The organism is Mycobacterium sp. NPDC003323 (assembly GCF_053589535.1).
This window is the reverse complement of record NZ_JBSFSB010000012.1, coordinates 1-22,711: the sequence shown is the minus strand read 5'-3', so window position 1 is coordinate 22,711 and position 22,711 is coordinate 1. Positions and strand designations below refer to the sequence as shown.

The 22,711-nt window shown below is 65.6% G+C and carries 24 protein-coding genes; 18 read left to right on the top strand and 6 right to left on the bottom strand.

Annotated elements, in window-relative coordinates; translation table 11 throughout:
• Positions 1 to 84: 84 nt before the first annotated feature.
• Complete coding sequence (locus ACWDUN_RS22590) at positions 85 to 1,233, bottom strand: hypothetical protein (protein WP_449932246.1); 1,149 nt, start codon at positions 1,231 to 1,233, stop codon at positions 85 to 87.
• Between the two features lie 74 nt (positions 1,234 to 1,307).
• Between ACWDUN_RS22590 and ACWDUN_RS22585 the strand changes: the two genes are divergently transcribed.
• The 15 genes from ACWDUN_RS22585 to ACWDUN_RS22515 all read left to right on the top strand — a co-directional run bounded on the left by ACWDUN_RS22585 (position 1,308) and on the right by ACWDUN_RS22515 (position 14,912).
• Positions 1,308 to 1,970 (top strand): hypothetical protein, encoded by a 663-nt coding sequence (locus ACWDUN_RS22585; RefSeq protein ID WP_449932245.1) that lies wholly within the window; start codon positions 1,308 to 1,310, stop codon positions 1,968 to 1,970.
• 85 nt (positions 1,971 to 2,055) lie between these two features.
• Positions 2,056 to 2,355, top strand: a complete 300-nt coding sequence (locus ACWDUN_RS22580; RefSeq protein WP_268787126.1) for a type VII secretion target — start codon at positions 2,056 to 2,058, stop codon at positions 2,353 to 2,355.
• Between the two features lie 100 nt (positions 2,356 to 2,455).
• Entirely contained in the window at positions 2,456 to 3,154 is a 699-nt protein-coding gene (locus tag ACWDUN_RS22575) for a helix-turn-helix domain-containing protein (RefSeq protein WP_449932244.1), read from the top strand.
• Positions 3,155 to 3,484: 330 nt separating this feature from the next.
• Positions 3,485 to 4,027: a WhiB family transcriptional regulator gene (locus ACWDUN_RS22570; RefSeq protein ID WP_449932243.1), complete on the top strand. Its 543-nt coding sequence runs from the start codon at positions 3,485 to 3,487 to the stop codon at positions 4,025 to 4,027.
• Between the two features lie 908 nt (positions 4,028 to 4,935).
• Positions 4,936 to 5,466 carry a hypothetical protein gene (locus ACWDUN_RS22565; RefSeq protein WP_449932242.1) on the top strand — a complete coding sequence of 177 codons (531 nt, stop codon included), beginning with the start codon at positions 4,936 to 4,938 and terminating at the stop codon, positions 5,464 to 5,466.
• A complete protein-coding gene (locus tag ACWDUN_RS22560) occupies positions 5,463 to 5,804 on the top strand; it encodes a WhiB family transcriptional regulator (protein WP_449932241.1) in 342 nt (113 codons plus the stop codon). The genes ACWDUN_RS22565 and ACWDUN_RS22560 overlap by 4 nt, the downstream gene beginning before the upstream one ends.
• Complete coding sequence (locus tag ACWDUN_RS22555; RefSeq protein ID WP_449932240.1) at positions 5,797 to 6,441, top strand: hypothetical protein; 645 nt, start codon at positions 5,797 to 5,799, stop codon at positions 6,439 to 6,441. Before ACWDUN_RS22560 ends, ACWDUN_RS22555 begins: the two co-directional genes overlap by 8 nt.
• Positions 6,438 to 7,364, top strand: a complete 927-nt coding sequence (locus ACWDUN_RS22550) for a DNA adenine methylase (protein ID WP_449932239.1) — start codon at positions 6,438 to 6,440, stop codon at positions 7,362 to 7,364. The genes ACWDUN_RS22555 and ACWDUN_RS22550 overlap by 4 nt, the downstream gene beginning before the upstream one ends.
• Positions 7,345 to 7,950, top strand: coding sequence for a hypothetical protein (locus ACWDUN_RS22545; protein ID WP_449932238.1), 606 nt, complete (start codon positions 7,345 to 7,347; stop codon positions 7,948 to 7,950). The genes ACWDUN_RS22550 and ACWDUN_RS22545 overlap by 20 nt, the downstream gene beginning before the upstream one ends.
• A 450-nt stretch (positions 7,951 to 8,400) precedes the next feature.
• Positions 8,401 to 9,714, top strand: a complete 1,314-nt coding sequence (locus ACWDUN_RS22540) for a hypothetical protein (RefSeq protein ID WP_449932237.1) — start codon at positions 8,401 to 8,403, stop codon at positions 9,712 to 9,714.
• 44 nt (positions 9,715 to 9,758) lie between these two features.
• A complete protein-coding gene (gene dnaB, locus ACWDUN_RS22535) occupies positions 9,759 to 11,105 on the top strand; it encodes a replicative DNA helicase (RefSeq protein ID WP_449932354.1) in 1,347 nt (448 codons plus the stop codon).
• Positions 11,106 to 11,195: 90 nt separating this feature from the next.
• Complete coding sequence (locus ACWDUN_RS22530; RefSeq protein WP_449932236.1) at positions 11,196 to 11,948, top strand: HNH endonuclease family protein; 753 nt, start codon at positions 11,196 to 11,198, stop codon at positions 11,946 to 11,948.
• 95 nt (positions 11,949 to 12,043) lie between these two features.
• Positions 12,044 to 12,361: a hypothetical protein gene (locus tag ACWDUN_RS22525; protein ID WP_449932235.1), complete on the top strand. Its 318-nt coding sequence runs from the start codon at positions 12,044 to 12,046 to the stop codon at positions 12,359 to 12,361.
• The gene (locus tag ACWDUN_RS22520; RefSeq protein ID WP_449932234.1) at positions 12,358 to 14,193 is read left to right on the top strand and encodes a hypothetical protein; all 1,836 of its coding nucleotides are present in this window, start codon (positions 12,358 to 12,360) and stop codon (positions 14,191 to 14,193) included. Before ACWDUN_RS22525 ends, ACWDUN_RS22520 begins: the two co-directional genes overlap by 4 nt.
• Positions 14,190 to 14,912, top strand: coding sequence for a hypothetical protein (locus ACWDUN_RS22515; protein ID WP_449932233.1), 723 nt, complete (start codon positions 14,190 to 14,192; stop codon positions 14,910 to 14,912). Before ACWDUN_RS22520 ends, ACWDUN_RS22515 begins: the two co-directional genes overlap by 4 nt.
• Here the strand turns inward: ACWDUN_RS22515 and ACWDUN_RS22510 are convergent.
• The 5 genes from ACWDUN_RS22510 to ACWDUN_RS22490 all read right to left on the bottom strand — a co-directional run bounded on the left by ACWDUN_RS22510 (position 14,870) and on the right by ACWDUN_RS22490 (position 18,878).
• Positions 14,870 to 15,781 carry a sce7726 family protein gene (locus ACWDUN_RS22510; protein ID WP_449932232.1) on the bottom strand — a complete coding sequence of 304 codons (912 nt, stop codon included), beginning with the start codon at positions 15,779 to 15,781 and terminating at the stop codon, positions 14,870 to 14,872. The two genes, ACWDUN_RS22515 and ACWDUN_RS22510, sit on opposite strands and share 43 nt — an antisense overlap.
• Positions 15,774 to 16,013, bottom strand: coding sequence for a hypothetical protein (locus ACWDUN_RS22505; RefSeq protein ID WP_449932231.1), 240 nt, complete (start codon positions 16,011 to 16,013; stop codon positions 15,774 to 15,776). Before ACWDUN_RS22505 ends, ACWDUN_RS22510 begins: the two co-directional genes overlap by 8 nt.
• Positions 16,014 to 16,132: 119 nt before the next feature.
• Positions 16,133 to 17,284: a hypothetical protein gene (locus ACWDUN_RS22500; RefSeq protein WP_449932230.1), complete on the bottom strand. Its 1,152-nt coding sequence runs from the start codon at positions 17,282 to 17,284 to the stop codon at positions 16,133 to 16,135.
• Between the two features lie 126 nt (positions 17,285 to 17,410).
• Positions 17,411 to 17,998: a hypothetical protein gene (locus tag ACWDUN_RS22495; protein WP_449932229.1), complete on the bottom strand. Its 588-nt coding sequence runs from the start codon at positions 17,996 to 17,998 to the stop codon at positions 17,411 to 17,413.
• Between the two features lie 112 nt (positions 17,999 to 18,110).
• Positions 18,111 to 18,878 carry a hypothetical protein gene (locus ACWDUN_RS22490; protein ID WP_449932228.1) on the bottom strand — a complete coding sequence of 256 codons (768 nt, stop codon included), beginning with the start codon at positions 18,876 to 18,878 and terminating at the stop codon, positions 18,111 to 18,113.
• A gap of 412 nt (positions 18,879 to 19,290) precedes the next feature.
• On the opposite strand from ACWDUN_RS22490, the gene ACWDUN_RS22485 reads away from it, so the two are divergent.
• From ACWDUN_RS22485 to ACWDUN_RS22475, 3 genes are all read left to right on the top strand, one after another.
• Positions 19,291 to 19,749, top strand: a complete 459-nt coding sequence (locus ACWDUN_RS22485) for a type VII secretion target (RefSeq protein ID WP_449932227.1) — start codon at positions 19,291 to 19,293, stop codon at positions 19,747 to 19,749.
• A gap of 681 nt (positions 19,750 to 20,430) precedes the next feature.
• The gene (locus tag ACWDUN_RS22480; RefSeq protein ID WP_449932226.1) at positions 20,431 to 20,742 is read left to right on the top strand and encodes a hypothetical protein; all 312 of its coding nucleotides are present in this window, start codon (positions 20,431 to 20,433) and stop codon (positions 20,740 to 20,742) included.
• Positions 20,743 to 21,167: 425 nt separating this feature from the next.
• Entirely contained in the window at positions 21,168 to 21,611 is a 444-nt protein-coding gene (locus tag ACWDUN_RS22475) for a hypothetical protein (protein ID WP_449932225.1), read from the top strand.
• Positions 21,612 to 22,711 lie beyond the last annotated feature (1,100 nt).

The window sequence follows — 22,711 nt, the reverse complement described above, 5'->3', positions numbered from 1 at the left end:
GCTACCGAGTCCGGTTGCAGGCATGTGGACACAGCGGCAACAGGCATGGGTAACACGCGCCGGTGGGCGGAGATCCGCCGGCGGTCAACCGGCCGGGTGCCCCACGATTTCCAGGTGGCTGACCGCGAATGCCGTGTAGTCCGCACCCAAACCGGATCCCGGAGACTGCAGGCTGCCGGGGTTGGAAGGCTCACTGGTCTTTTCGATGGTGATGGTGACCGCCGAGGCGATTACCGGGCAGTCTGGAGCTGAGCTGCAGCCTGTCGCGACGATCGGCGTGACCATGAGTTCGCGGCGGTCACCGGTGGTCTGGGAGACCTTCGTTCGAGCGGGGTCGTTGAAGCTCCACGTGAGCCGACTGACTGTGCGGTACTTCACCCATTGGTCTTGTCCGTCGACCTCGGTGCTGGCCCCAGGCATGATCCCAACCGAGCTGATGACATAGGGCCGGTCGAAGATAATCTCAAGTAGCTGGCCGTCGACTTGCCAGGCCCGAACACATACCCAGGGCTGCGCACTGTCCGGGCGTAGGGCGTTCATCGGATCCGAGCTGGGTGCTGGGCAGCGGGCGGTCGCCGACAGCACTGATTCGGGGCCCAGAGGGACGTCGGTAACGACTGATGCAGCGGCGGGCCCCGGCGAACTCTGGGCGATCGGAGGTGGCTCCGCGGCAATCTGTGCAGACGGTGCCGCAGGATCATCCCCAGAGCCTGACAACGCCAACGTCACCAGAACCACGGCGACCGCGGCTACCGAACCCAGCGTTCGAGGATTCTTCCAGCCGCCGGCGGCTAGCCATTCCCGGAATTGCGCAATTTTGTCTGCTACAGCATTCGGCTTGGCGGCGATAGCGTCGAATCCGCGCGGCGGGGCCGCCTCTTTTTCCGCGAGCGGAGATTGCGAATCCTCGTCAGATTGTGCGGCTGGGTCTTGACCGCAATCTGCAGGCGCCAGCGCATCCAATTCGGTAGTCTCGTCGGCGGGCTGAACATTGAGTGCAGTATTGGACGGACCCTCTAATTCTGGTGCAGGTTCCAGTAACGCATTTAGTCGCGAGATGGCGGCCTCGGCGTCCGCATCTATGCTTACCTGCGAAGCGGACATTCGATTGCTTTCCGCTGCAATGTTTTGCGCTTCCAGTTCGTGCGGCCCGACCGGCTTCGCGGTGTGTTTCCGGGTGGGCCACGAGCGTAATTCCGGGTCGGTCAGGATTGTCTGGAGCGGGTTGGTCATGATTCCAATGCTGGCAGTGTGGACACGCGTTCTCCAGAGCCAACGCGGCGGTCACATCGGTCATACTGACAGGTATGGGCGGACTCTCTCCTGGACCCTCCCACGGGGACAACCCGTGGCAGCGGTTCTACGACTCCCCGACGCGTCCGCGCCGGGGCGGGAATTTGCTGTGGGCGGCCGTCGCCGCCGGCGTGGTGGTCCTGGTGGTGGGCGCGGGCGCCTGGCTGCTGACCCGCTCTCCCGCCTCTTCGCAGGACGCAGCCGAGAGCCCGCGGGCAGCGGTCGAGGAATCCGCGGTGGAGACCAACTCCGATGAGACCGGCGCCGATCGTGTGATGGCAATGCTGCCGGCTGGGTATCCATCGCAGGCGTGCGCCGCCGTCGATCCGCCGACGCCGGCGGTGGCCGCGGTCGACTGTGCGCGCAACTTGGACCCGGGCGGGCCCACCACCTCGACGTACACCGTGATCACTGAGCGCACCGATCTCGATGCGGCCTTCGCAGGCATTGTCGACGGCCTCGATGTCGTGGTCTGCCCCGGCAACATCCAGTCGCCGGGGCCGTGGCGGCGTAGTGGTACCGCCCAGCCTGCCGGCACCTTGGTCTGCGGGCTCGACGACCAAGCCTCCACGGTGGCCTGGACCGACACGGCGCGCTCGCTGCTGGTATTGGCGCGCGGTGCGCCGACTGATCGCGCGCTCGCGGAGCTGTACACCTGGTGGTCGAGCCACTCCTGATCGCCGTCGCGCGCCTGTTCGCACAGGTGGAGCCCGCTTCGGGTGGTCTTGCTTGCAGCTGAGTTACAGCTATAGCCTTTTTGCCATGAATCTGCGCGTCGACGATCAGGACATACTGCAGTTCGCGGAGGCCAACGATCTGGTGGCATCCGAGGTTGCAGCCAACGTCCAGCCCGACGCCGAGCTGCTTGCAGCCATGCAGACCGGATACGGACCGGTGGGCGCGGAGTTCACGGCAGCGGTCGGTGAGTTCCAGCAGGCCATGCTGGCTTCGGGGACCGCGGTGGCCGAGCACTTCGCCAAACATGCCGAGGACCTTCGCGCCGCGGCCGGGCGGTATGTCGCTGGTGATCAGGGCAGCGCTGCCGCGATCCATGGCTACTGAAGGCTTCGCGGCTCGTGAAGTCACAGTCTGGCGCCATGGTTCCCTGTGCGGCCAGGTTGGTCGGCTTCGGCAGTGACTGCCCGGGTCGGATGACCCGCTGATGGCAGACAACACCTCTGACTTTTTCTCCGCCAGAGCATTTCGCGAGGCCTGCGACAAGGCGGGGATGACCAAGAAGGCGATCGCCGCCGGGTTGGGCGTGACTCCGACCACGCTGAGCAGCCTGTACAGCGGTCGTTCCACGCCGTCGCTGAAGCTGTTGACCAAGATTGTGGACTTTTTCGGTGGCGATCTCGTCGACTTCCTGGAGATGCCGGCGCGGCAGCGTTGGGAGCTCAAGCACTTCAGGATCGCGGCCGGCCTCACCCAGGCTGCGCTGGCTAAGCGCATCAATGTGGCGCCCTCGGCGGTCTCGGGATGGGAGCTCGGCAAGTACTCCCCGCCGGCGGCGCTACGTCCGGTGCTCGCCGACCTCTACGGCGTTCCCGAGTCAGACCTTCGGGAGGCCATCACCGGTGGGGAGACATCAGGGGCCGGGGTGCCGCCAGCGGCCGATACCACCTTGCAGATGGCGGAGGCGGTCCTGGGATTCGCCGAGAGTGCGGTGCAGATGGCGCGAGCCGACGGTGTGGCCGAGTCGGCTCGACGCGCGATGTACACCGAGATTCAAGGCCGTGTCGAGCAGACGCTAACACTGTTGGCACCTTTGATTCCGCAGCTTCCGACATCCGAGCGCTCATATGCGATGTCACTGGTCAGGCGGCTATCGGAAGTGCACGACACAACGACTTCGCCGTAAATGTTGCCAACGTGTTCGGTGCTTTGATACGTTCGGGGCGTTAGGTCACACAGACCGGAGGGAGCGCCCGCTGAGGAGTCACTGGTAACCACCCCCGGGTAACACGTTCGCACTCAAGCGGCCAGCAGGCCGTCAGCAGCTGTACCCGGGGCACGAATCTCGACCACGAATTCGCTTGCACAGGAACCTTTCTCGCGCACCAGGAAGTGCTGTCTTCGTCGCGCCTGGACGCCCCGACGCTTCGGCGATCACCCATCTTTGACCCATGAGGAGCTTTGTCGTGCCCAACTCTGCGCTCATCAGCGCCTTCACCGCGATGGAGGCGACCCTATGCACAAGGTGACCAAGCACCAGATGCGCGACACCGAACCCGAGCAGATGACCCCGTGTTTCCAGGGTGATCCCGAACGCTGGTTCCCTGAGGGGCAGCTGCCCGACGCTGAAGCCGCCGCGGATTGCTGGTCGTGCTTCTATCAGTCTCGCTGCGCCCTACGCGCCCTGACCCTGGATCCGCAGCCTGAGCATGGCGTCTGGGGCGGATACCGGCTGGCGCCGGGCCCTGGCTTGAAGCGCAACCGCAAGGAACTACGCATCATCGCCGGCCTGGACGTCGGTCCGGCGCGCTCACCGGGAGTGGAAGTGGCGCAGGTCCTGTCTCGCCGTGCCGCAGGCGATGCGTGCTCTGAGAGTGCCGGTGACGGGCAGGGTGTGCAGGACGTTGACGCCCCAGAGCCGGCGGTCGACGTCAGCAGCAGTGAAGTCGATGCCGAGGTGATCGAGCTGGCGGACTACACGCCGACGCGCGCTGCCGCGGAGACACAGCTGGTGTTGCCGCTGGCTCTGGCGATGTCCGCGCACGCACCCACTGGATAGCCGGCATACAGAAATGCAGACTGCGACGGCCCAGCGGGAGTCTCATCACACCCGTGACCTCGGCGATGAAACGAGGGCGGAGTTGGGCGCATTCCTGCGGGCTGTCATCGACAGCTCTGCCGGGCGGGCGATTTCGACGGCGGAGTTCCGGCACCGGGCACTTGAGGCTGGCTTCGGTGCGTGGGCGGTCGAGTCAGGCGTCTACCGGACGCTGCTGCGTCTGCGGCGACATGGGGTTGTCGTACGTGTGGAAAGACGTGGCCGCGCAGTGTATTGGGCGCGGCCGTCGGCGGCCTCCGAGCAAGCGCGCAGCCACGTGGAGGGCTGCACCGATGAACTAGGTCGGCTGTGATGTGCGCGCAGCAAGATCCACGGTTGGCGAATGAGGTGGTGCCGCTGCCTCTGTGAGCAATGGCGGATCCGGACGCTGACTCCAGGAGCCGTCAATCGGACATTTTCATAGCGATGACCCGGGCCCAGAAATAGATCAGCCCCCCGGCGAAAACGGAGGGCTGATCTGGGTTAGGACGACAGACCGCAACTTCTGCGTCCCGGGTCTCCCACTGAGAGGAGTTGACTTTGCACGGTCATACTCAGGGTAGCGGCTGCTCTACAGCCGAATCAACCCGAGAAGCTGATTCATCTGCCGTAGTCGAAGCCCCGGCGTGCGCATTGGGCCTGCATAGCGGGGTGGCCGCTGGTCATCGCCGCCGTGCGGTGCGATCGGTGTTCGATACCTGCCCGATGTGTGGGCGATTGCCTGTCGACCCGGTACTCATCGAGGGTCAGATGGCGTGCTGGACGTGCACCGCAGCGTGCACAGTATGTGGATCGCCCAGCGTTCCCGGTGATGACGCCTGCGTGGGATGTATGGCGCTGCTCCACCCGGTGCGAGAGCTGGTCGGATCATGAGAACACCGCGCCTGATGTTCAGCGCCTGCGCCACCATCGACGCCGAAGACCGTTGCCGCAATGCCGAGCTGGCGATCGGCGATGAACTACGCACGGCGCTGGAGGCATTCCCGGGCGTCTTCTGCTCGGTCGAGGAAGCGGCGATGGTGCTCGCTGAAGAGGTCGACGAGCTTTGGGACGAGGTCCGGGCCAATCGGATTGGCAGAGCGCGTGCCGAGGCAGTGCAGGTCGGCGCTATGGCGCTGCGGTTCGTTGCCGACCTCTACGAGAGTGGTCCTGCTTCGGAGCGCTACGCGGCGGCCGCGCGGGAATGCCATTGCGTCATCGGCGATGTCGGGCCGGTTGGCCGGACATTGGCGTCGAGCCATGAAGGGTTCGGTTACCTCAAGCGCGAATACGAGTCCCTCTGGTCGGCGGTGCGCTTCGACGACCCTGCACGTCCGGCCGCGGTTCGTGTGGCGGCGATGGCGGTTCGGTTCATCGCCGAGATTTCCGGGCGGTCGCCTGTGCAGGGCCTGGTGCGATGACATCACTGCCCGCGGGCACGGAGGAGCATTGGGGAGCTAAGGCGGTGTGCTTTCGCGAGACCCCCGATGCTCCTGAGCTCTGGACATCCGAGCGGAGGCCCGCGCAGCCGGTGTGGACCTATCTGCAACAGATGTGCCAGCGCTGCCCGGTTCGGAGACGCTGTGCAGCCGAGGCCGTCGCCGCCGAACAGCAGTCCGGGATCTATGCGGGTGTGTTCGTCCCCGAGCGCCGCAAGAGCAAAGGGTGGTCCGCAGCAATGGATCAGTTGCGCGAGATCGCCGCGGAGTCAGCGGGCGCGGCCTCACCCCGCCCTGGCAAGGGATGCCGGCGTGAGTGAGGCGATGGATGAGCTCGCAACCGCGGTGCGTGTCGAGCTGTGCCGGACATCGACGAGCGCCCGAGTGCGTGCCGTGCATCTGGGGGCACTGCTGGCCTTCACCCCCAGCCGACGGGTAGGCGGTGGGCTGCAGTTCGAGTTCGCTCACCAGGCCACCGCGCGATGGGTGCTCGACACCCTGGTCGAGCCAACCGTGTGTTCCCCACGGCCGGGCGTGCTTCACGTTCCGAGGCCACGAGAGACGCTGCGGCAGTATGGGTTACATGAAGACGGCCGGTGGGCGTTCGGCCGCGGGCTGGTTGAGGCCGAAGGTATCGGCAGGGGCGCGGTGCATGCGGCGTCACGGTTCACCCGGCACGGCATGAAGGTGTACTGCCCGTCGGTGCCAATGATGCTGACCCTAGCGACGGTGCTAGGTCGCCTTGGCATCGAGACGTCGCTGCTGGACAACCCCGCTCGCGTAGGCGTCAGGGCCGCCGAGACCGCAGAGGCGCTGACGCGGCTGGGCGCGGCCGGCGCCGGTGAGCGGTACCAGGTGATGCGGGATCTGAGCTGCGGCGGCGCACTGACCAGATCGTCGGGCGTTGACCGTCGCTACCAGCAGCGATTCCTGCGCGCGGCCGGAATGGACTCGTGACCACCCCTGCGCGTACGCCGCCGTTCGCCTACCGCGGCGGAAAAACTCGGTTGGCCACCCGGATCGCGGCGGCTCTTCCGCGCCATCAGCACTATGTCGAACCCTTCGGCGGAAGCCTGGCGGTATTGCTCGCTAAGCCGGTGAGCTCGATGGAGACGGTCAATGACATCGACGAGCGGTTGATCACCTTCTGGCGGGTGTTGCGTGAGCGTCCAGCTGAACTCGCGCGTCTGTGCGCGCTGACTCCGCATTCGCGGGCCGAGCACCAGCAGGCATGGGACGCCGACCTCACTGTGCTGAATGAACTGGAAGTCGCGCGTCTGGTGTGGATACAGATCTCCCAGAGTCGTGGTGGCACGCTGCGCCGCACCGGGTGGCGCATGTATGTAGACCCAGCGGGATCGTCGACCAGCATGCCGGGTTATCTCGACGGTTACACCGAACGCATGGCCGCGGCCGCCGAGCGCCTGCACCGGGTGAGCTTGGAGTGCCGTCCCGCATTGGATGTGATCGCCCAGTACGGTGCGCACCGCTCCTGTTGCCTCTACGTCGACCCCCCGTATTTGGGTTCCAGCCGTACTGCCGGCGGGGCCGGGTATCGCCATGAGTTCAAGTCCGACGCTGAGCACATCGAGCTGCTGGAGGCGCTGGTGGCGTGTCGGGCAGCTGTGGTCCTCTCCGGCTACCCGTCGGCGCTTTATGACGAGGCGTTGGTCGGGTGGTCGCGCTTGGAGGTACCGGCAAAAACCGGGCAGGGCCACTCCCGGACGGCGCGCTGCGAGGTGCTGTGGTCCAACCGGCCCATCGCCGAACAACTCAGTTTCGACGATGCGGTGGGGTTCCGGCCGCTGCGTCCGGCCATGACGGCGACATTCACCCGATCCGAAGGAGGTTCTAAACCGTATGACACGCAACATCTTTGAAATCCGACCCGAGGCGGGCTCCGACGATGAGATCCAGGTCGAGGAGATCGACCAGACCACCGCGCAGGGTGTCTCGCGCACAGCTCAGGTCGCTTACCGCGGCTGGGAGGTCCACATTGGCCACCACGGCGCAGTGACGGTGCCGATGCAGCCGACAGAGGGCAAGTCCGTGGCTGATCTGGCGACCTGCCTGCGTGCGGCCTATCGGCGAGTGGATGTCGGTGGCCCTACCAGCGGTCCAACCACCGGTGCCGGTCGTACCCCGCGAGGCGGGGAGCTGGGGTCGGTGGTCTGTGAGGTGCTCACGACCGCGGCGGGCGCCTTGGCCGGTAATGCCTCCGCGGTGGCGCACTGCTACATCTACGACGCCCTGCGAACTGCCTGGGAGCAGACCGGCCGGGCCGCGCCCTACGCCGCTGTGCTCGCTGCGGTACGCGCGCAGTTGCCGCCGCACACCACGCTCACCGACTTCGCCGCAAAGGTCGACGGCGAATCGATGCTGGCGGTCTTGCGCTCGGCAGCCGAGGTTGCCCTGGCTGCGCCGCTGAGCATCCCTGTCAGCAACACGGTGACCAGAAGTGCCTGAAAGTCGCCTCGTCGGGAGAGAGCGCCGGCTCGGCACGCCCGCCCCCGGCGGCCGATCCCGCCTCTTGGCCGTGGGGGAGGACCGTAGCGCCGTCCACCGTCACCCGCTGATCGGATGCCGCGCCGTGACTTCCCACGGATTGAAAGGGGGTGATCTGACTCCGTTATCGGGTTCCCGGCAGTAGGGGGCCACTTCTGACAAATCCATAGTGGGACCGCAAGCCAGAGCCCCCCCGAAGGGGGGGGTCTGGGACGAGATGAACATCAGATCCCCGGAGTAACGCGCTCCGAGTCTCGTGTCGAAACCACCGCTGCCAGACGGTGAGATCGCGGTCCCTGTGCCACCAGGGAGAACACCATGCTAGGTAGTTCTCAGGGTAGCTCCTACCCTGAACACAGTTCAACCGGAGTTCGCCGGGCCGCCCGTCGTGGGGGGGCCGGCAGTGTCGGCATGTCGGTCGCCAGCAGGCGCGGTGTATGCCGGCCGGGGTCGTCGAGGCCGCCGCGCCAGCGGATCGCCTTCGACGACGCGGCCACGGTGCGCGAACGCGTTGAAGGCGCTGCCGCTGGCTTGAAGCTACGCGGGGCGCGCCGTCACGTGCTGGCGGCCGTGCTGCGCTTGTTGTGCGGGTGGAGCAGGCTGTCCGACGACGCGGTGGCGCTGACGCAGATCGTTGAGCTTGTCGCCGCGGCCGGTGAGCGGCGCTACGACGTCAAGACCATCGGGCGGGCGCTGGCCGGGCTAGCTGCAGCCGACCTGATCGTGTATCGGCCTGCTAGGGGCCGCGGTGCCCGCTCGCTGATTGCCGTGCACGGCCAGTTCGTGGGCGATGTCGAGGTGCTCGAACGAGACAGCTCCGGCCGGGTAATCACCGACTGCGGCGGCCATTCGCGGCCCGATTCCGTCACCTTTTCTCGGCCGCGTCCTTATATAGACCAAACGAAGTACCTCCCTACCCTCCGCTGCGACAGGCGGCGGCCGGGTTCGCGACCGACTGAGGTGAAGGTTCCCAAAGGGGACCTAAAAACCGTCCTCGATGGGCTGCCCGAGCCGATGGCCAACCTTCCGAAGCACCTGCGGTGGAAGCTCGGAAGCGAGATCCTGCAGCGGTTGAAGCGGGGATGGCGCCCGGATCAGATCCTCGACGTGCTTAGCGCCGATATGCCCGCCGACTTGCAGCGCCCGTACAAGCTGGCGGTCTGGCGCCTCCAGCGCAACGTCGTGGGTTCCGGGCCGCGGTTGCGGCCGCTGCAGCAGGCCTGGGATGCCGAAGCCGCTGCAACGGCCCGTGCCGACGCTGACGACGCCAAAGCCCGCCGGTACGCCGACGTGGCGGCCGTGACCAGCCCGGAGCTGCGCGCCGAGGTGCTTCGGGCCGACGAGGTGAAGTTCGGGCGGCGGTCGAGGGATCCGGTGGCCGCGTTGGCAGCGGCGGCGCGTCGAGTGGCCGGCATGTTCCCGGAGATGCCCCTGGCGGAAGCGTTGGCGCGCTGGGCCGGGGACATCCTGGCGAATCACCGACCGGAACCCGCCGTGGTGGAACCGGTTTCGGCGGTGACGTCGCTGAGCACCGACCTGCTGATGGATCTGGCGATCAGCGGTGGCTGCGACTGCGTGGTGTGTGGATCCGGGCGCGGCGTTTACCGCCCTGAATTGCCGCTCAAGGCGATGGCGAACGTGTGTGACCAGTGCTGGCCGCACATTGCCGCCGAGCTGGCCGCGGGCGAAGGCGAGGCCGAATTCGAGGAGGCGATCCCGGCATGACTGATCTCGACGATGCTCCAGCGCGCACGCGGCGCCGGCAGGCGGTGGAGTCCTACACCGACCTGGACAGCGGTCGCCAGCCACCGCAGGACCTGGCGGCCGAGCAGTCCGTACTGGGCGGGATGATGCTGAGTAAGGATGCGATCGCCGATGTGCTCGAACGGTTGCGGCCCAAGGACTTCTACCGGCCCAACCATCAGCAGATCTTCGACGCGATCCTGGACCTGTTCGGCCAGGGCGAACCGGCGGACGCGGTGACCGTCGCCGCCGAACTCGATCGACGGGGCGTGCTGCAGAGGGTCGGAGGAGCGCCCTACCTGCACACGCTGATCGCCACGGTTCCCACGGCCGCCAATGCCGGCTACTACGCCGGCATCGTCGCCGAGAAGGCCGTCCTGCGCCGCTTGGTGGAGGCCGGCACCCGGGTGGTGCAGTACGGTTACGCCGGCGCGGACGGCGCCGACGTAGCCGAGGTCGTCGACCGTGCCCAGGCCGAGGTCTACGACGTCACCGAGGACCGCGGCAGCGACGACATGGTGGCCCTGGAGGACTTGCTGCAGCCGACCATGGACGAGATCGACGCGATCCAGGCCGGCGGCGGTCAAGGCCAAGGAGTTCCGACCGGTTTCGCCGATCTCGACGAGGTGACCACCGGCCTGCACGGCGGGCAGATGGTCATCGTCGCGGGCCGTCCCGGCCAAGGGAAATCGACTCTGGCACTTGACTTTATGCGGTCCTGCTCAATCAAGCACGGACGGGCTAGCGTCATCTTCAGCTTGGAAATGAGTAAGTCGGAGATTGTGATGCGGCTGCTGTCGGCTGAGGCCCGCATCAAACTGGCCGACATGCGCGCCGGCCGGATGAGCGACGACGATTGGACGCGGATGGCCCGGCGGATGGGCGAGATCTCCGACGCCCCGTTGTTTATCGACGACTCCCCGAACTTGACCATGATGGAGATCCGCGCCAAGGCGCGCCGGCTTAAGCAGAAGGCAGATCTGCAGCTGATCGTGGTGGACTACCTGCAGCTGATGACCTCAGGCAAAAAGGTGGAGTCCCGGCAAACAGAAGTGGCGGAGTTTTCGCGCAGCCTTAAGTTGATGGCCAAGGAACTTGACGTGCCGGTGGTCGCGGTCTGCCAGCTCAACCGCGGCCCCGAGCAGCGTGTCGACAAGGTTCCACAGCTCTCTGACCTGCGCGAGACCGGTCAGCTGGAACAGGATGCCGACTTGGTAATCCTTATCAACCGCCCGGACGGCTACGACCGGGACAGCCCACGGGCCGGTGAAGCAGACCTCATCCTGGCAAAGCACAGGAACGGGCCAACGAGAACCTGCACGGTGGCGTCAACTCTTCACATGTCCTCGTTCCGCGACCTCGCCCGCGGATAACCACCCCTCATGCTAACTACGGGTGTAGCATGAGGTCACACCCTCGGTGATGCAGCCTGCATCACCATCGGCACTGAAAGGCGGCACCGCATGACACGGATCAAGCGGAAGATGAAGTCCCTACAGCGGCGCTTGCTGATCACCGCGGCCGCCGCGATAACACTGACCGTGCTAGCCGGAGGCATACCTGAGGAATTGACCTCACTGCTGCCGTCGTCGGCCACGGTCTCAGCCCCGTCCGCGCCAGTGGTGCCTGTGGTGCCTGATGAGCAGATCGGTTCGCTACTCGATCAGGTGCGCACCGTCGAGGTCTTGCCTGAAGTCGACGGCTATGACCGGAGTTGCAAACGGGGACAGGCGTGTTCATTCGGTCCCGCCTGGAACGACCCCAACGATCACAGCGGATGTGACACTCGCTCGCGGATCCTGCGCAGCCAGCTCGAACATGTTTCCGTCAAGCCTGGAACGCAGGGCTGCAAGGTCCTGTCAGGGGTCCTCGTCGATCCATACACGGCTGAAACCATCCACTTCGACGTCAGTGACCCGGCCGCGGTCCAGGTCGACCACGTGTTTGCTCTCGGGCGCTCATGGGATGCCGGGGCGGCGCATTGGGACCTGCCCCAGCGCGTCGCGTTCGCCAACGATCCGCTGAACCTCATTGCTGTCGGTGGCGCGATCAACCGCGAGAAGTCGGACTCCGGACTGACATGGCTGCCGCCGAACCCGGCGTACCGCTGCCCCTACATCGCCCGATACCTCACCGTCGCGGTGACTTATGGCCTCGCGATCACCACCGAGGAACGCAACATCGCAGCGGCGACCTGCCCGGCGGTCGCGCCGTGAGACTGACGCCCGTACGCGATGCGCCACCCAAGATCCCTCAGTCGTGGCCCACGCCTAGCATGAGGGCTCACTGCCTACGCAGGAAGGCGACGCCCATGTCGGACGATCCAACACCACCGCCACAGCGACGCTCCCGCGCCGAGCGCCGCCGCTACAGCGAGCGCCGCGCGGAGCGCACCGGGGCCGCAGCAGCCAAACGCGGACGCCCCTGGACCATCGGCGACGCGCGTATCGCCCTGGACCTGTCACTGCCGGTGACCGAAGCCGCCATCCAGGTAGGCCGCACCGCCTCAGCCGTCGAGTCTCTGCGCGTCAAATGGCGCCGCGGCACATTGGCTGAAAGCCTCGCCCTGCAAGTACCGCCACCGCCGCCCCCGCATACCTCCGACGATGCAGGAAAGGGCCGGCCGTGACGACCTATGTAATCAAAGACGGTCGGGTCTTCGAGCTCGGCGAGGACGGCGAAGCCAGCGACATCCTCGACTGGATCACCGCCGAACGCTGTCGCGAACTCGACGGTCCCCTGGTCACACTGTCCCGTCAGCAGGTAGTCACCCGGCTTGGCCGCGGGATCCCCGAGGACTTTCCCGGCCCGGACGTCGTTGTCGGGGATCCCGAGCAAGGGCCCACCCGAGGATGGTGGGAACCTACCGTCCAGCGATACCTGCTCACCGACAGCCAGACAGCCGGTGAGGACAACGCGACCATCGCGGACACCGCAGTCGGCGCCGACGATGACCCACAGCACTGGCCCAGGCGCTCCCGGCAATGGGACGACGTGGCGCTCTCGGCGGCCGATCACCGGGTTCTCATCGCCACCAGCTACGGCATCGTCACCCCGGCCGGCGAAGTCAAATCGCGGCCACTAGGTCAACCCGGCGACCTCGGAAAACTGGCCACCAAGTATCGGTGGAGCAGCCGCGCCGACCAGGGCGACCCCCAAGTCTGGATCACCGGGGAGGCACTCGAAGCGCTGAACTTCCCCGCCGATCAAGCCAACGAGGCGTCCTTACCCGATCTGGTCGCCGAATTCTTCGGCGCCACAGTGAAATACGCCCAGTCCGGCTACTTCACCTGCCAGTTCAGCGCCGAAGAGGGAAGCGGCGGCACCGACCGCACCATCGAACTCATCCTGATGCCGGCAACGTCGCTACAGCCGTCGGCAGCGCGCCCCGCCGACCGGGGCATCATCGGGATCGAAGGCACCGACACCGTGTTGCCCGACGATGAGGTCGACGCGGCGCACCTGCTCGGCGATCGCATCGCCTGGTTGCACGAGATCGACGAGGCCCTGCCCGCACCACGCTGGACGCGCGTGGGTGTGCACATCGCCGAATCCGGCATGCGGCGGGCCCGTCCCAAACCCAAGACCGATCCGCAGGCCAAGGTACTTCCCTGCCCGCTGCCGGCCGCTGTCGACGAGCGCGGCAAGTTCCCCGGCCAGTGGTGGGGCCCAGCCAGCTGGCGGCGCAAGCCCCACCGCAGTCGCGGTAAAGGCACCGACGTCGAACTCGACCAGCAGGCGGCGTATCTACCCTCGGCTGAAGGTCTCTACCTGGGCTACGGCAAACCACAGTGGGAGAGCATCGAGGCAGCAGTGTTCGACGAGCAACGACCACCGTTCGGGCTGTACCAGATCACCGTGCCCGCCGCCGACAGCCTCGACGGGCTGTCACCGAAGCTGCCGGTGCCGCACCCAGGCATGTCGTGGACCAAGGAATCAACGTTCTGGGCGACCACGATTGATGTACAACAGCTCATCGCACCGCCTGACAACGGTGGCGCTGGTCTGGCCGTGGCCGAACTGCAAATCGAAGCCGCCTGGGTGTGGCCCGAACAGCACCAGTGGCTCAAGCAGTTCGGAGAAACTCTGCGCGCCAGGCTGGTTGCCGCCCGCGCGGCCGGCCGCACCGACTACGAGAACATGATCAAGGCCATCTACACCAGCTACCTGGGCCGGCTCGCCGGCACCGGTGAGGGCGCGTTCAAGCATCCCTACCTGCACCACCAGCAGCCTGCGTGGTACGCCGCCATCGAAGGGTTCACTCGCTGGCGAGCGCTGCGTTACGCCCGGCGCATCGGCCGCGACTTCGACCTCTACCCGACCGAATGCCTCGCAGACGCGTGGTTCTACCGGGTCCCTGACGGGATCAACCCGGCGGACCTGCAGGACCCGCTGCGTCCAGACGGGACGCGCACCAACGGCAGTTATCGGCTCAAGAGCATCCCCGATGAGTTGCTGTGAAGTTCTGGAAGCTCTCCGGCGGGGCATCGCAGGCCCCACAGGGCCAGGGATTTCAGGAGGCGCTCAAAGTACTCACTGAGCGGCGACTCAGCGAGATGCGCGGGGTATGGCAACGCATGCCCGAGCGGATGCGCCGTGCCGAGGCAGGCAGGCGAGCGCGCAAGGAGATGGCCCGCCGTATCGCCCAGCACACCGACAGCGAAGCGCTGTCGGAGGCGACGATTGCGCGCCGCGGCCGCCGCGATCAGCCCCCGACGGGTGTGGACAAGCTATGGCTGGATCGGTGGGCGGCGATCGATCGCGCTGGTGGCATGACCAAGATGGCCCGCCAGCTCGGCACCACACCGGCGCGTGTGCGGAGTTGGCGCGACTCCGCTGATCCCTCGGCGAAGCTGCCGTCACGGCGTCGCGACGAGAAGGTGCCCCCGGGCGCTCCGACGCAGCGGATCGGTGTGGAGACCGACGGGTTTGTGATCGTCAACGGCAAGGAGTACCCCAAACGCATCCCGGAATCCGGTGGAGAGGACTATGCATCCCTGGATGTCGACCCTCAGGGTGAGGTAATCGAGGCGTGGGTCAACGACGACACCGAACGCCTTTACGAGCTTCTCGCCGACGAGATCGTCATGCAGTGGATTACTCCTCGCTGGGATCTGCCCGCCACCTATGAACTCGGCTACCGGATCGAGGAGCTGTTGAAGTTCCTGATTGACCCGTGACCGTTGCTCTGCGTGCCGCGGGTCCGGAACTCGTGGGCCGGGCGGCCGAGCTGCGCGGCCAGCCGCCGCCAGGCCGGCGGAGTGAGGCTCAGACCCGAGGCTGCGGCACTCAGCGATGCGGGCAATTGCGCGTCCCGGGCAGCTTGGCGTGAGCGTAGGTCGCGCTCACGCAGCGCGGCGACGAACTCGCCGTAGGCGGTGTCGAGCGGCAGTTGCATGAACAGTGCGTTGAGGCGGCGATAGATTTGGGCGCTGGGCACGTCGATGCTGTAACCGACATGGCGGCCGAGGATTGTCAGTAGCTCGCCACGGCGCAGGACGCGAAACAGCGAGGACATGTCGAGACGAGACAGCCCGCCAGCGGCCGAGCGCACCACATCGAGAGCGCCGTCATCGGTGAGCGTCACCACGCCGATGTGCGCGGCCGTCTGCGCGGCTGCCCGGCTTGCCTTCTGGCGTGTGGTCACCACGTTGACATGCTCGAAACACCTGCTGTAGCAGAGCATCTGCATGTCCAATCGAGTGAAGCTGTCGAGGCCGGTTTTGATCTCGTACGCTGCGGCAGAATTGTCGGCGACGATCAAGTCGGCGATCGACATCGAGACCCGCAACCCGCTGATGGCATTGCTGGTGTTCCGCGGTGCGCTCAGTGTGTGGATCAGGCTGTTGGCGAAGACGTACTCACAGCGATACTGGCTGGCAAGCTCGGCGTAAGCCAAGTCGAATGCGTCCCCCAGGGTGTCGTCCGAGCCGGCGAGCTCTGCGACGGGGGCGAGCCGATCAGACGGCAGTGGGTGATGCTGGGCGGCGAGCCGACGGATGGTTCGGGTGGTGAAGGCTAGCGCCAGCGCGCGACCGAAGTCAGCCATGGCCGGCCCCGCGCCGGCGAAGGGCATCGAGCATGCCGCGCGCCTCGTCGGCGTAGAGAGCGGCGCGGTCACGCTCAGCGGCCGAGGCGGTCGGATCCAGCGCAACGGTCGCCGCCAGATCGCCAGCGTCCACGCAGAACATCCGTCGCCGCTCGGCGGACTCGGCGTTGACCGCGCTGTGCAGGCTCAGCCGCGATGCCGCCAACACGTCGGCCAGGGAGTGTGCAGACATGACGGCAACCACCTTCGTGAGTACGTAAGCCATAGCGGCGCAAATAGATTCACTCCAATTGACTCACGAGGAAAAGCGGTTATCCAGACCACCAAACCCGGGCCTGCCCACTGCGTGGCTTAGCGTGGTTGAGAAGCGATGTTGCCGCTCCCGGCGGCCGCGGCGGCGTGACGGCGCCGCGCCTTATTCAGAATGTTTAGCGCCGCGTCGAGCACCTGTGGGTCCTGCATCGCTGCCTGCAGCGCATCCATCTTGGCCACCCCAACCTCGTTGCATACCAGGCCGGACACGGTGTACAGGAGCAAGGCATCCTCGCCGATGTCGGCATCAAGAATGCGATCCCTCTCGATCATCCGCAGCACCGTACGTCTGCGTACCCGAGTGAGGTCTGGTGCCGCATACGCCCGAGGCGGGCGGGGCAGTTTGGGGCCGGGAGCGGCCCCGCGCCGGCCTGGTGTGGTGGGGGCGAGGAATTCGCGTTTGCGTGCTGTGGAAATCCAGTCGCGGATGGTCGGTTCAGGTCGGTCGAACATTGTCGAGAGGCGGCCGATCGCCCCACGGCCGCGGGCTGCTTCACCGATGTAGGCCTCGGCGACCTCGATCAGCAGCTCGTCGCTGAGTTCCGGGCGCCCCTTGCGCCTGGCGGTCACCGTGGTTGTGTTCTCCAGGGCTCGACGCTGATCGCCGGAGAGGTCCTCGACCCGCAGGCGTGTGTTCCCGGGCACCTGCTGTATGCCCTCGTTGCGCCACGAATCATCGGGAAGGTCGCGTTCGACACGAGCGAGGATGTCCCCGAGCGGGATGCGGCGCAGCGTATCGCTTGTGATCAGGGTCGTGGGCTCGTCGGGGTCGATAGGGTCTTGGTCATCGGGATGCAGATAGTTGTCGTGGTCGTCGAAGCAGCCCCAGTTGCGGCGGAACAGCTCCAGCTCGGCGACCTCAAGTCCGCGGCCGCGGTTGATCAGAACCGCATACACAGTGACGGGCAGATCTTCGCAGTAGTAGACGATGTCGCAGACATAGCCGGGGCCCCGAGGCTTATCTTTGATGTAGATCTCTAGGCGGTCTCTTGGCCACTCCTCGTCGACGGTGACGTCGTAGCTGTCGGAGTCCCCATTGCGTGGCCCGAAGCCCATGTCGAAGAACGACCCCTTGGCGAGATCAACCAGCTGGCGCACACGACTGCCGGTGTATGACAGATCTCGTATACGCAGGTCGGGGTCGTTGATGAAGTCGACTCCGGCGTTGCCGGTGGTCTCGCTGCTACCCATGAAACCAGGCTAAGCCAGTAGGTCCGCGAACGAGAGGAGAAAACTGTACGAGTTAGCTCGCGGAGTAAGTCAGCACCTCGGCCTATTGCGTCGGCCTCTTTCGCTTTAGTTCGTACCCGCAGGTCGTTACGCCCGGAAGTGAAACTCGGGAACGACGAACTGCACGGTGAAGGGGTCTAGTCGTACCGGGCCCGGGAATGAGAACCACCGCTTTTGGGGATCAACGGTCCGGTATCGGCCCTGTGTGAACAAAGCGGCCGGCGAAGTCCATTTGATCCCAGGAAGCAGCGCTACCTCGGCGGTGTAGAACATATCTCTGCCCTTGCTGTCCTTGTTCCCTGTTGAATGCATGTGCGCGACAATGTGGACGCCGTAGTGAGAATCGTTGTCGGCGTTGCTATCTCGCACACTCATTCTGGGCATGGGGGTATTGATATCCCAATCTCGCTCAGCCCCGTTTTCCAGCCCATAGACCTTGTCCTTGCGGTACATTTGAATATCAAAGCCCTGATGAAGATGCTTCGTCGTTGGCCGGCCAACGGACTTAGGCCAACGAATTGATGCCCAGACCAGAGTCTCGTCCACGATCATTGCCGCCGGGAACTTCGCTAGCAGATCTGGGGGCGTGTGACGCGGTGGACGTGAGATGTCCCATGGGACGGCATCTAGGGCCGCTAACACCTCATCAGGAATAGCTGCGTCGAACTCGGTCATTTGCATCCCCCGGGCCGTTCACGAGTTGCCTTGATCAGACTACGTTCACACGGCCGCCGGCGATTCGAATTGCCAGAGTTGCTACTCGCCAACTTGCGGCATCAACGGACCGTCAGCGACGAAGGACGTTGACCCGCGGCTTTTCGATCAGGGGCGCATCACCGGGCCCTTTGATATGGGGTCCAATCCATTTCGGCTCGCGCAGGCTCCGGTTCGGGCCCTTGGCCTGCTGGCGCCAGTGGGGGCGCACCCACCAGCGGTGGCTGTACTGACGATTGGACTCGTCAGTGCTTTCGGAAGGATTGGCAGGCTCGGTGCTGTGCCGAATGTCGACGAGGGTCACCTGCGCCGGCAGCGTGGTTCCGGAGCCCTTCTGCCGCGTCGGCTTACCTAGTCGGGGACCGGAAGGATCTGAAAGGGTGCGCGTCTGAGTGCTGGCCTGATTCATCAATAGCCAGGTAGCGCCGACGACACTGATGAACGGATGAGCATCCTCGGAGCCGTTGGCCTCTGCAGTGCGATTAGCGCGGGGATCGACCACGATGCTGCTGGCCGCCCAGAGTGGGGTGGTCACCTGATACGGCTCCAGCAGGTCGGCGTGCTTGGCGAACCGGCTCGCCGGCGCGAGCTGAAGGAAACCATCAGGGCGGGTCCACCACCAGACCCCGTCCCAGTTGACGTCGGCGGTCGCGGAGCCGGGCGCGCCGAACGGCACCAAACCGGCGGGCTTAGCCCAGCAGAGCAGACCGTTGGGACAAGGGATCGCGAGCGCCGGCGTCCACTCCGGCAATGACAACGCTGCTTCGACGATGAAATCGACCATCGGACGCGTTACCCAGAACAACGCGGCGTCGCGTAGGGCGGCCGTCTCGGTCTGCATGACCCGCAGCTGTGCGGCTAGTTGGTCCTGCATCTGCCGACGGCGGGCTGCCGACGCGCGGTCGTTGAACGGGGCTGGTGGGGCCAGCCCGACATCGGAGAAGCGGTGAGCTACCGCATCGAGAGCGTTGCACCACCGCTGGCGGATCTCGGGGACGCTGGTTGCGGCCCAGGTCGGCGAAGCGCGCCGGCCGCTCATCGGGTCGCCACCGAGGTCGTCCGGGCCCGCGCGTAGGCGGGCCCGAGGGGGCGGACCGTCTTCATCTGGGCAGTCTGACAGATGTGCCATGTTCGGGGTGGCTCGCAGATAGGTGTTCGACGTTTCAGCAAATGCCTCCAGTCGAGCGCGGGGTGCTTCTGGTCGATGGCGGTAAACTTGGCCCCACAGGCCACACAAGGGGAGGTAGCCGCCCATGGCGCTTGAAGTCGATACACACGCCGTTGACACCTATGCCGAGTCCTGCCGGACCGTCGGCGCCGAGGTCCAGGCCGATTGCCAGGTAGACCCTTCGGTGGTTGCGGCGATGGAATCGGGATATGGGCCGGTCGGGGCCGCATTCACCGCCGCTTTTGGCGAGTTCCAAACGGCTCTGCAAGCGGCAGGCGCGCATGTGGCCAGCCGGTACGAGCGCCACGCAGATGACCTCCGGGATGCCTCGCAGCGCTACACAACCTCCGATCAAGACGGTGCACAGCGGGTCGGGGCGGTGGAGGCTACGCCGGTCGGTGCTTTCGACGGTCCTGGTGGATACGCCGACCCTAACTGGGGCGATTTCACCGAGGGCAGCATTCAACCGCTGCCCACCGGGCCCGCGGGCGCCGGCCCGGGGCCCAGCGTGAGCGGTGGCCTGGCTCCGGTGCGGATCACCTAAACTGCGGCCACGTGCCCAAGGGGAATACGAGGCGTGCGGAACAACAGCAATGCGTGGACTGGGGCGTGGATCAGTCCCAACGGTGTTGATCATTGGGTTCAGCGCGGTTACTGCGTGACCTGCGGGGGTCTTCACGAGCAGCCTGACGACGCCAGGGCAACCGTTATACCCACACATATTCGAAAAGGGTGATCGAAACTCCCGGCAGGCTGCCGGTCTGTCGCGAACGGCCTGCCGCGTCGCGTACACACCATCCGCCGCTCCGGGGCAGGGGATCGGCAAGCCTGCGGTTTCGCGATGGCGGCTCGCGTAGCTTGTTTGAATCGGGGAACGGAGTGTTCGTTGCGCGGAGTCGGTCTAGCCGTTGTCGTCGGGTGCGGGTTAGTTGCTGCGTGCGCCGGCAATGAAGCACCGGCTGATCGTTCCTCGCCCGTGGTGACCACAACTGTCACTGAGCCGAGGATTGCGCCGAGCAGTTCGCCGGCACCACCGCTCGCCCCAGGTGGATCAGCCGCGCCGGATACAGATACATCAGACGGGCCTGAAGCGCCTCCGCACGGGAAGACACTGGCCGGCCAGGACTCGATGTGTACCTCGCCCACGGTCGGGGCACCGGTTGATCTGATCTCGACGCAGGTCCGTGTGGGGGACACCCCAGGATGGGAGGGCACAACCGCCGAGGTGACCATCACCTACACCGGCGATGTTCCTCCCACCGCCCCAGTGTTGTGGTCGCTACTGGCGAGTAACCCGGACGGAGACTTCGTCCAACTGGGCTACGACGAGCTCGGCGGGCAGACGCTGGAGTACTTCTGGTTCGAGTCGCCACGCGATGGGCAGGCAATGAACCACAACATGGTCGGGGGCGCCGATACCAGCGAGGCCGGCACGATCAGAATGGTTTTGCCCGCCGCAGCTGTGAGCCTCCTTGGCGACGTGTGGTGGTGGTCAACAGCGGTCAACGTCGACAGTGAAGACGTCGATACCTGCTGATGGCGAGATCGCATCACCCCGCTAATGCCCGCAATGAAACTTGACGTGGCGGGCTGTAACCGCACCCTCCCCACCCGGCACCGGGGTGGGGAGGGTGCGGTGTGTTGTACAGCTGTCGGGGTGGTAGGAGGAGGAAGATGACGAGACGGGCGGCGGTGGCGCTCAGCCGGCAGCCGTGAGCATCGAGAGGCCATCTGTGTGGCCGCATTTTGTCGGTGTAGCACAGTAGAATTGGCGGTAATGGCACGCTATTGGGCTGGCCTGGTATCCCGCGGAAAGGGGATTCTGTCGTGACTGCTTCGGTGTTGGGTTCTCGGGTTGTTGATCGAATGGTAATTCCGTCAGGGCTGGTAACCCGGACGCTGGTCGTTGTGCGGCCGAGTCCGGGGCATATCTCGGTGTCGGATTCGAGAACGGACCTGGCGGTGGTGTCGGTGCAGTGGGGGGATGTCCTGATGCGGTTCACCTCGGCGGCGCAGGTGTCCGCGGTGCTGGAAGCGTTCGGTGCTGTGCGTGAGGCTCTGCGTGGCGCTGCGGGCACAGCGATGCTCGGGGAGCAGCGTGAGGAGTGGCCGGGCGTGTCGGTGGTGTCGGTGACGTGGACGCGACCGCCGGAATGGTCAGTGGTGCCCCAGTGCGGCGTTCGGCACCGGGGGGGCAGTGAGGTGCAGTGGGTGGACGTGCACATGGGGCCTGTGCTGTGGCGCGTGGTGGACTGGGCTGGATATGAGGCTGCGCTGAGGGTGCTTCGCAACGCGCATAGAACAGCGGTAGCGGTGTTCGCAGACGGAGGCCGATACCGGGCCGACCCGTCGAAGATCGACGCGATTGGTGGCCAGCGAGCCCGCGTGCAGGCGGGGAGCGAGTAGCGCGATGTGGCCGACAGGAACACAGATCAGTGGCGACGGCAGATACGCCATTCTCCCGGACGGAACACTGGGGTGGAATCGTCTGGCCGAGGACGATGTTCGCCGGGAGCTCAGGCGGTGGGACCTTGGCGCGGCAGCGCCGACTAAAGGCTGGAAAGTGTTGGTCTGCAACAGGGCCGGCGCCACGTTGTGGGCGAGCGACCCCATCGCCCGCGGGGAGTGCGTCGGCGTGGCGAGGCAGCGCATCGCCGAGATCTGGCCGGGATCGACCCTGACGGAGCACAGGTGCGGACTCAATGCCTATGGCCGGGGGTATCGCCCCGACTGTGGAATGCCGCACGCAGAGTGGCATCTCGGCGGTGCGTTATACGTCGGTACGCTTGGGTCGGCCGGATAGCAGGCGTCAGAGCGTCACGACCGAGGCACCCGTGACGTACTCAATCCGGCTGGATCGATAGCTGCGTATCCGGGCTTTCGGGATAGATGTGCCCGTGGATCGTTGATGCCGGCCGGGGGCAGTGCGTAACGAGGACGTCCGGCCGGCCGCTGTCGCGCAGAGTCGTCGTGGAGGTCTAACGGGGTGTGCTGGCGGAGCCAGCGTGGTGGGGCGGCCTGGTGGGCAGAGGCCTGGGCTGGAGTACCGGCTGTGTATGGGTTAGGCATGAGGGTTACGAGACAGGAACCGCAAGGCCCGCACGGGTGGGTAGTAGCGTAATCGCCTGGGCAGCAATTGAAATAGATTGGATCTTATGGATGTGCACGCGCCGTGGTGGCAAAACTGTTGCTACACTGTAGGTATGACAAAGGAATGCGGAGCATTCCGAAAGTGACTGTAAGGCAATGGAAACGAGGAAGCATGCAGGCGTTGAGCGCGAAGCGCGAAACCATCTGCAAGACAGTAACATTCAAAGTCACGCGAAGCGTGACGGCGAGTTCCCCGATGCTCGAAAACGATTGCAGCACAGTATGACTCAGGAATCTACGGTATAGCCGGCGAAGCCGGCGTGTCTTCTGGATCGACGCCGGGTAGTGCGGCGGTCATGTCGGTGGCGACGTAGCCCGGGCAGACCGCCGAGGCATTGACCCCGTGAACGTACTCT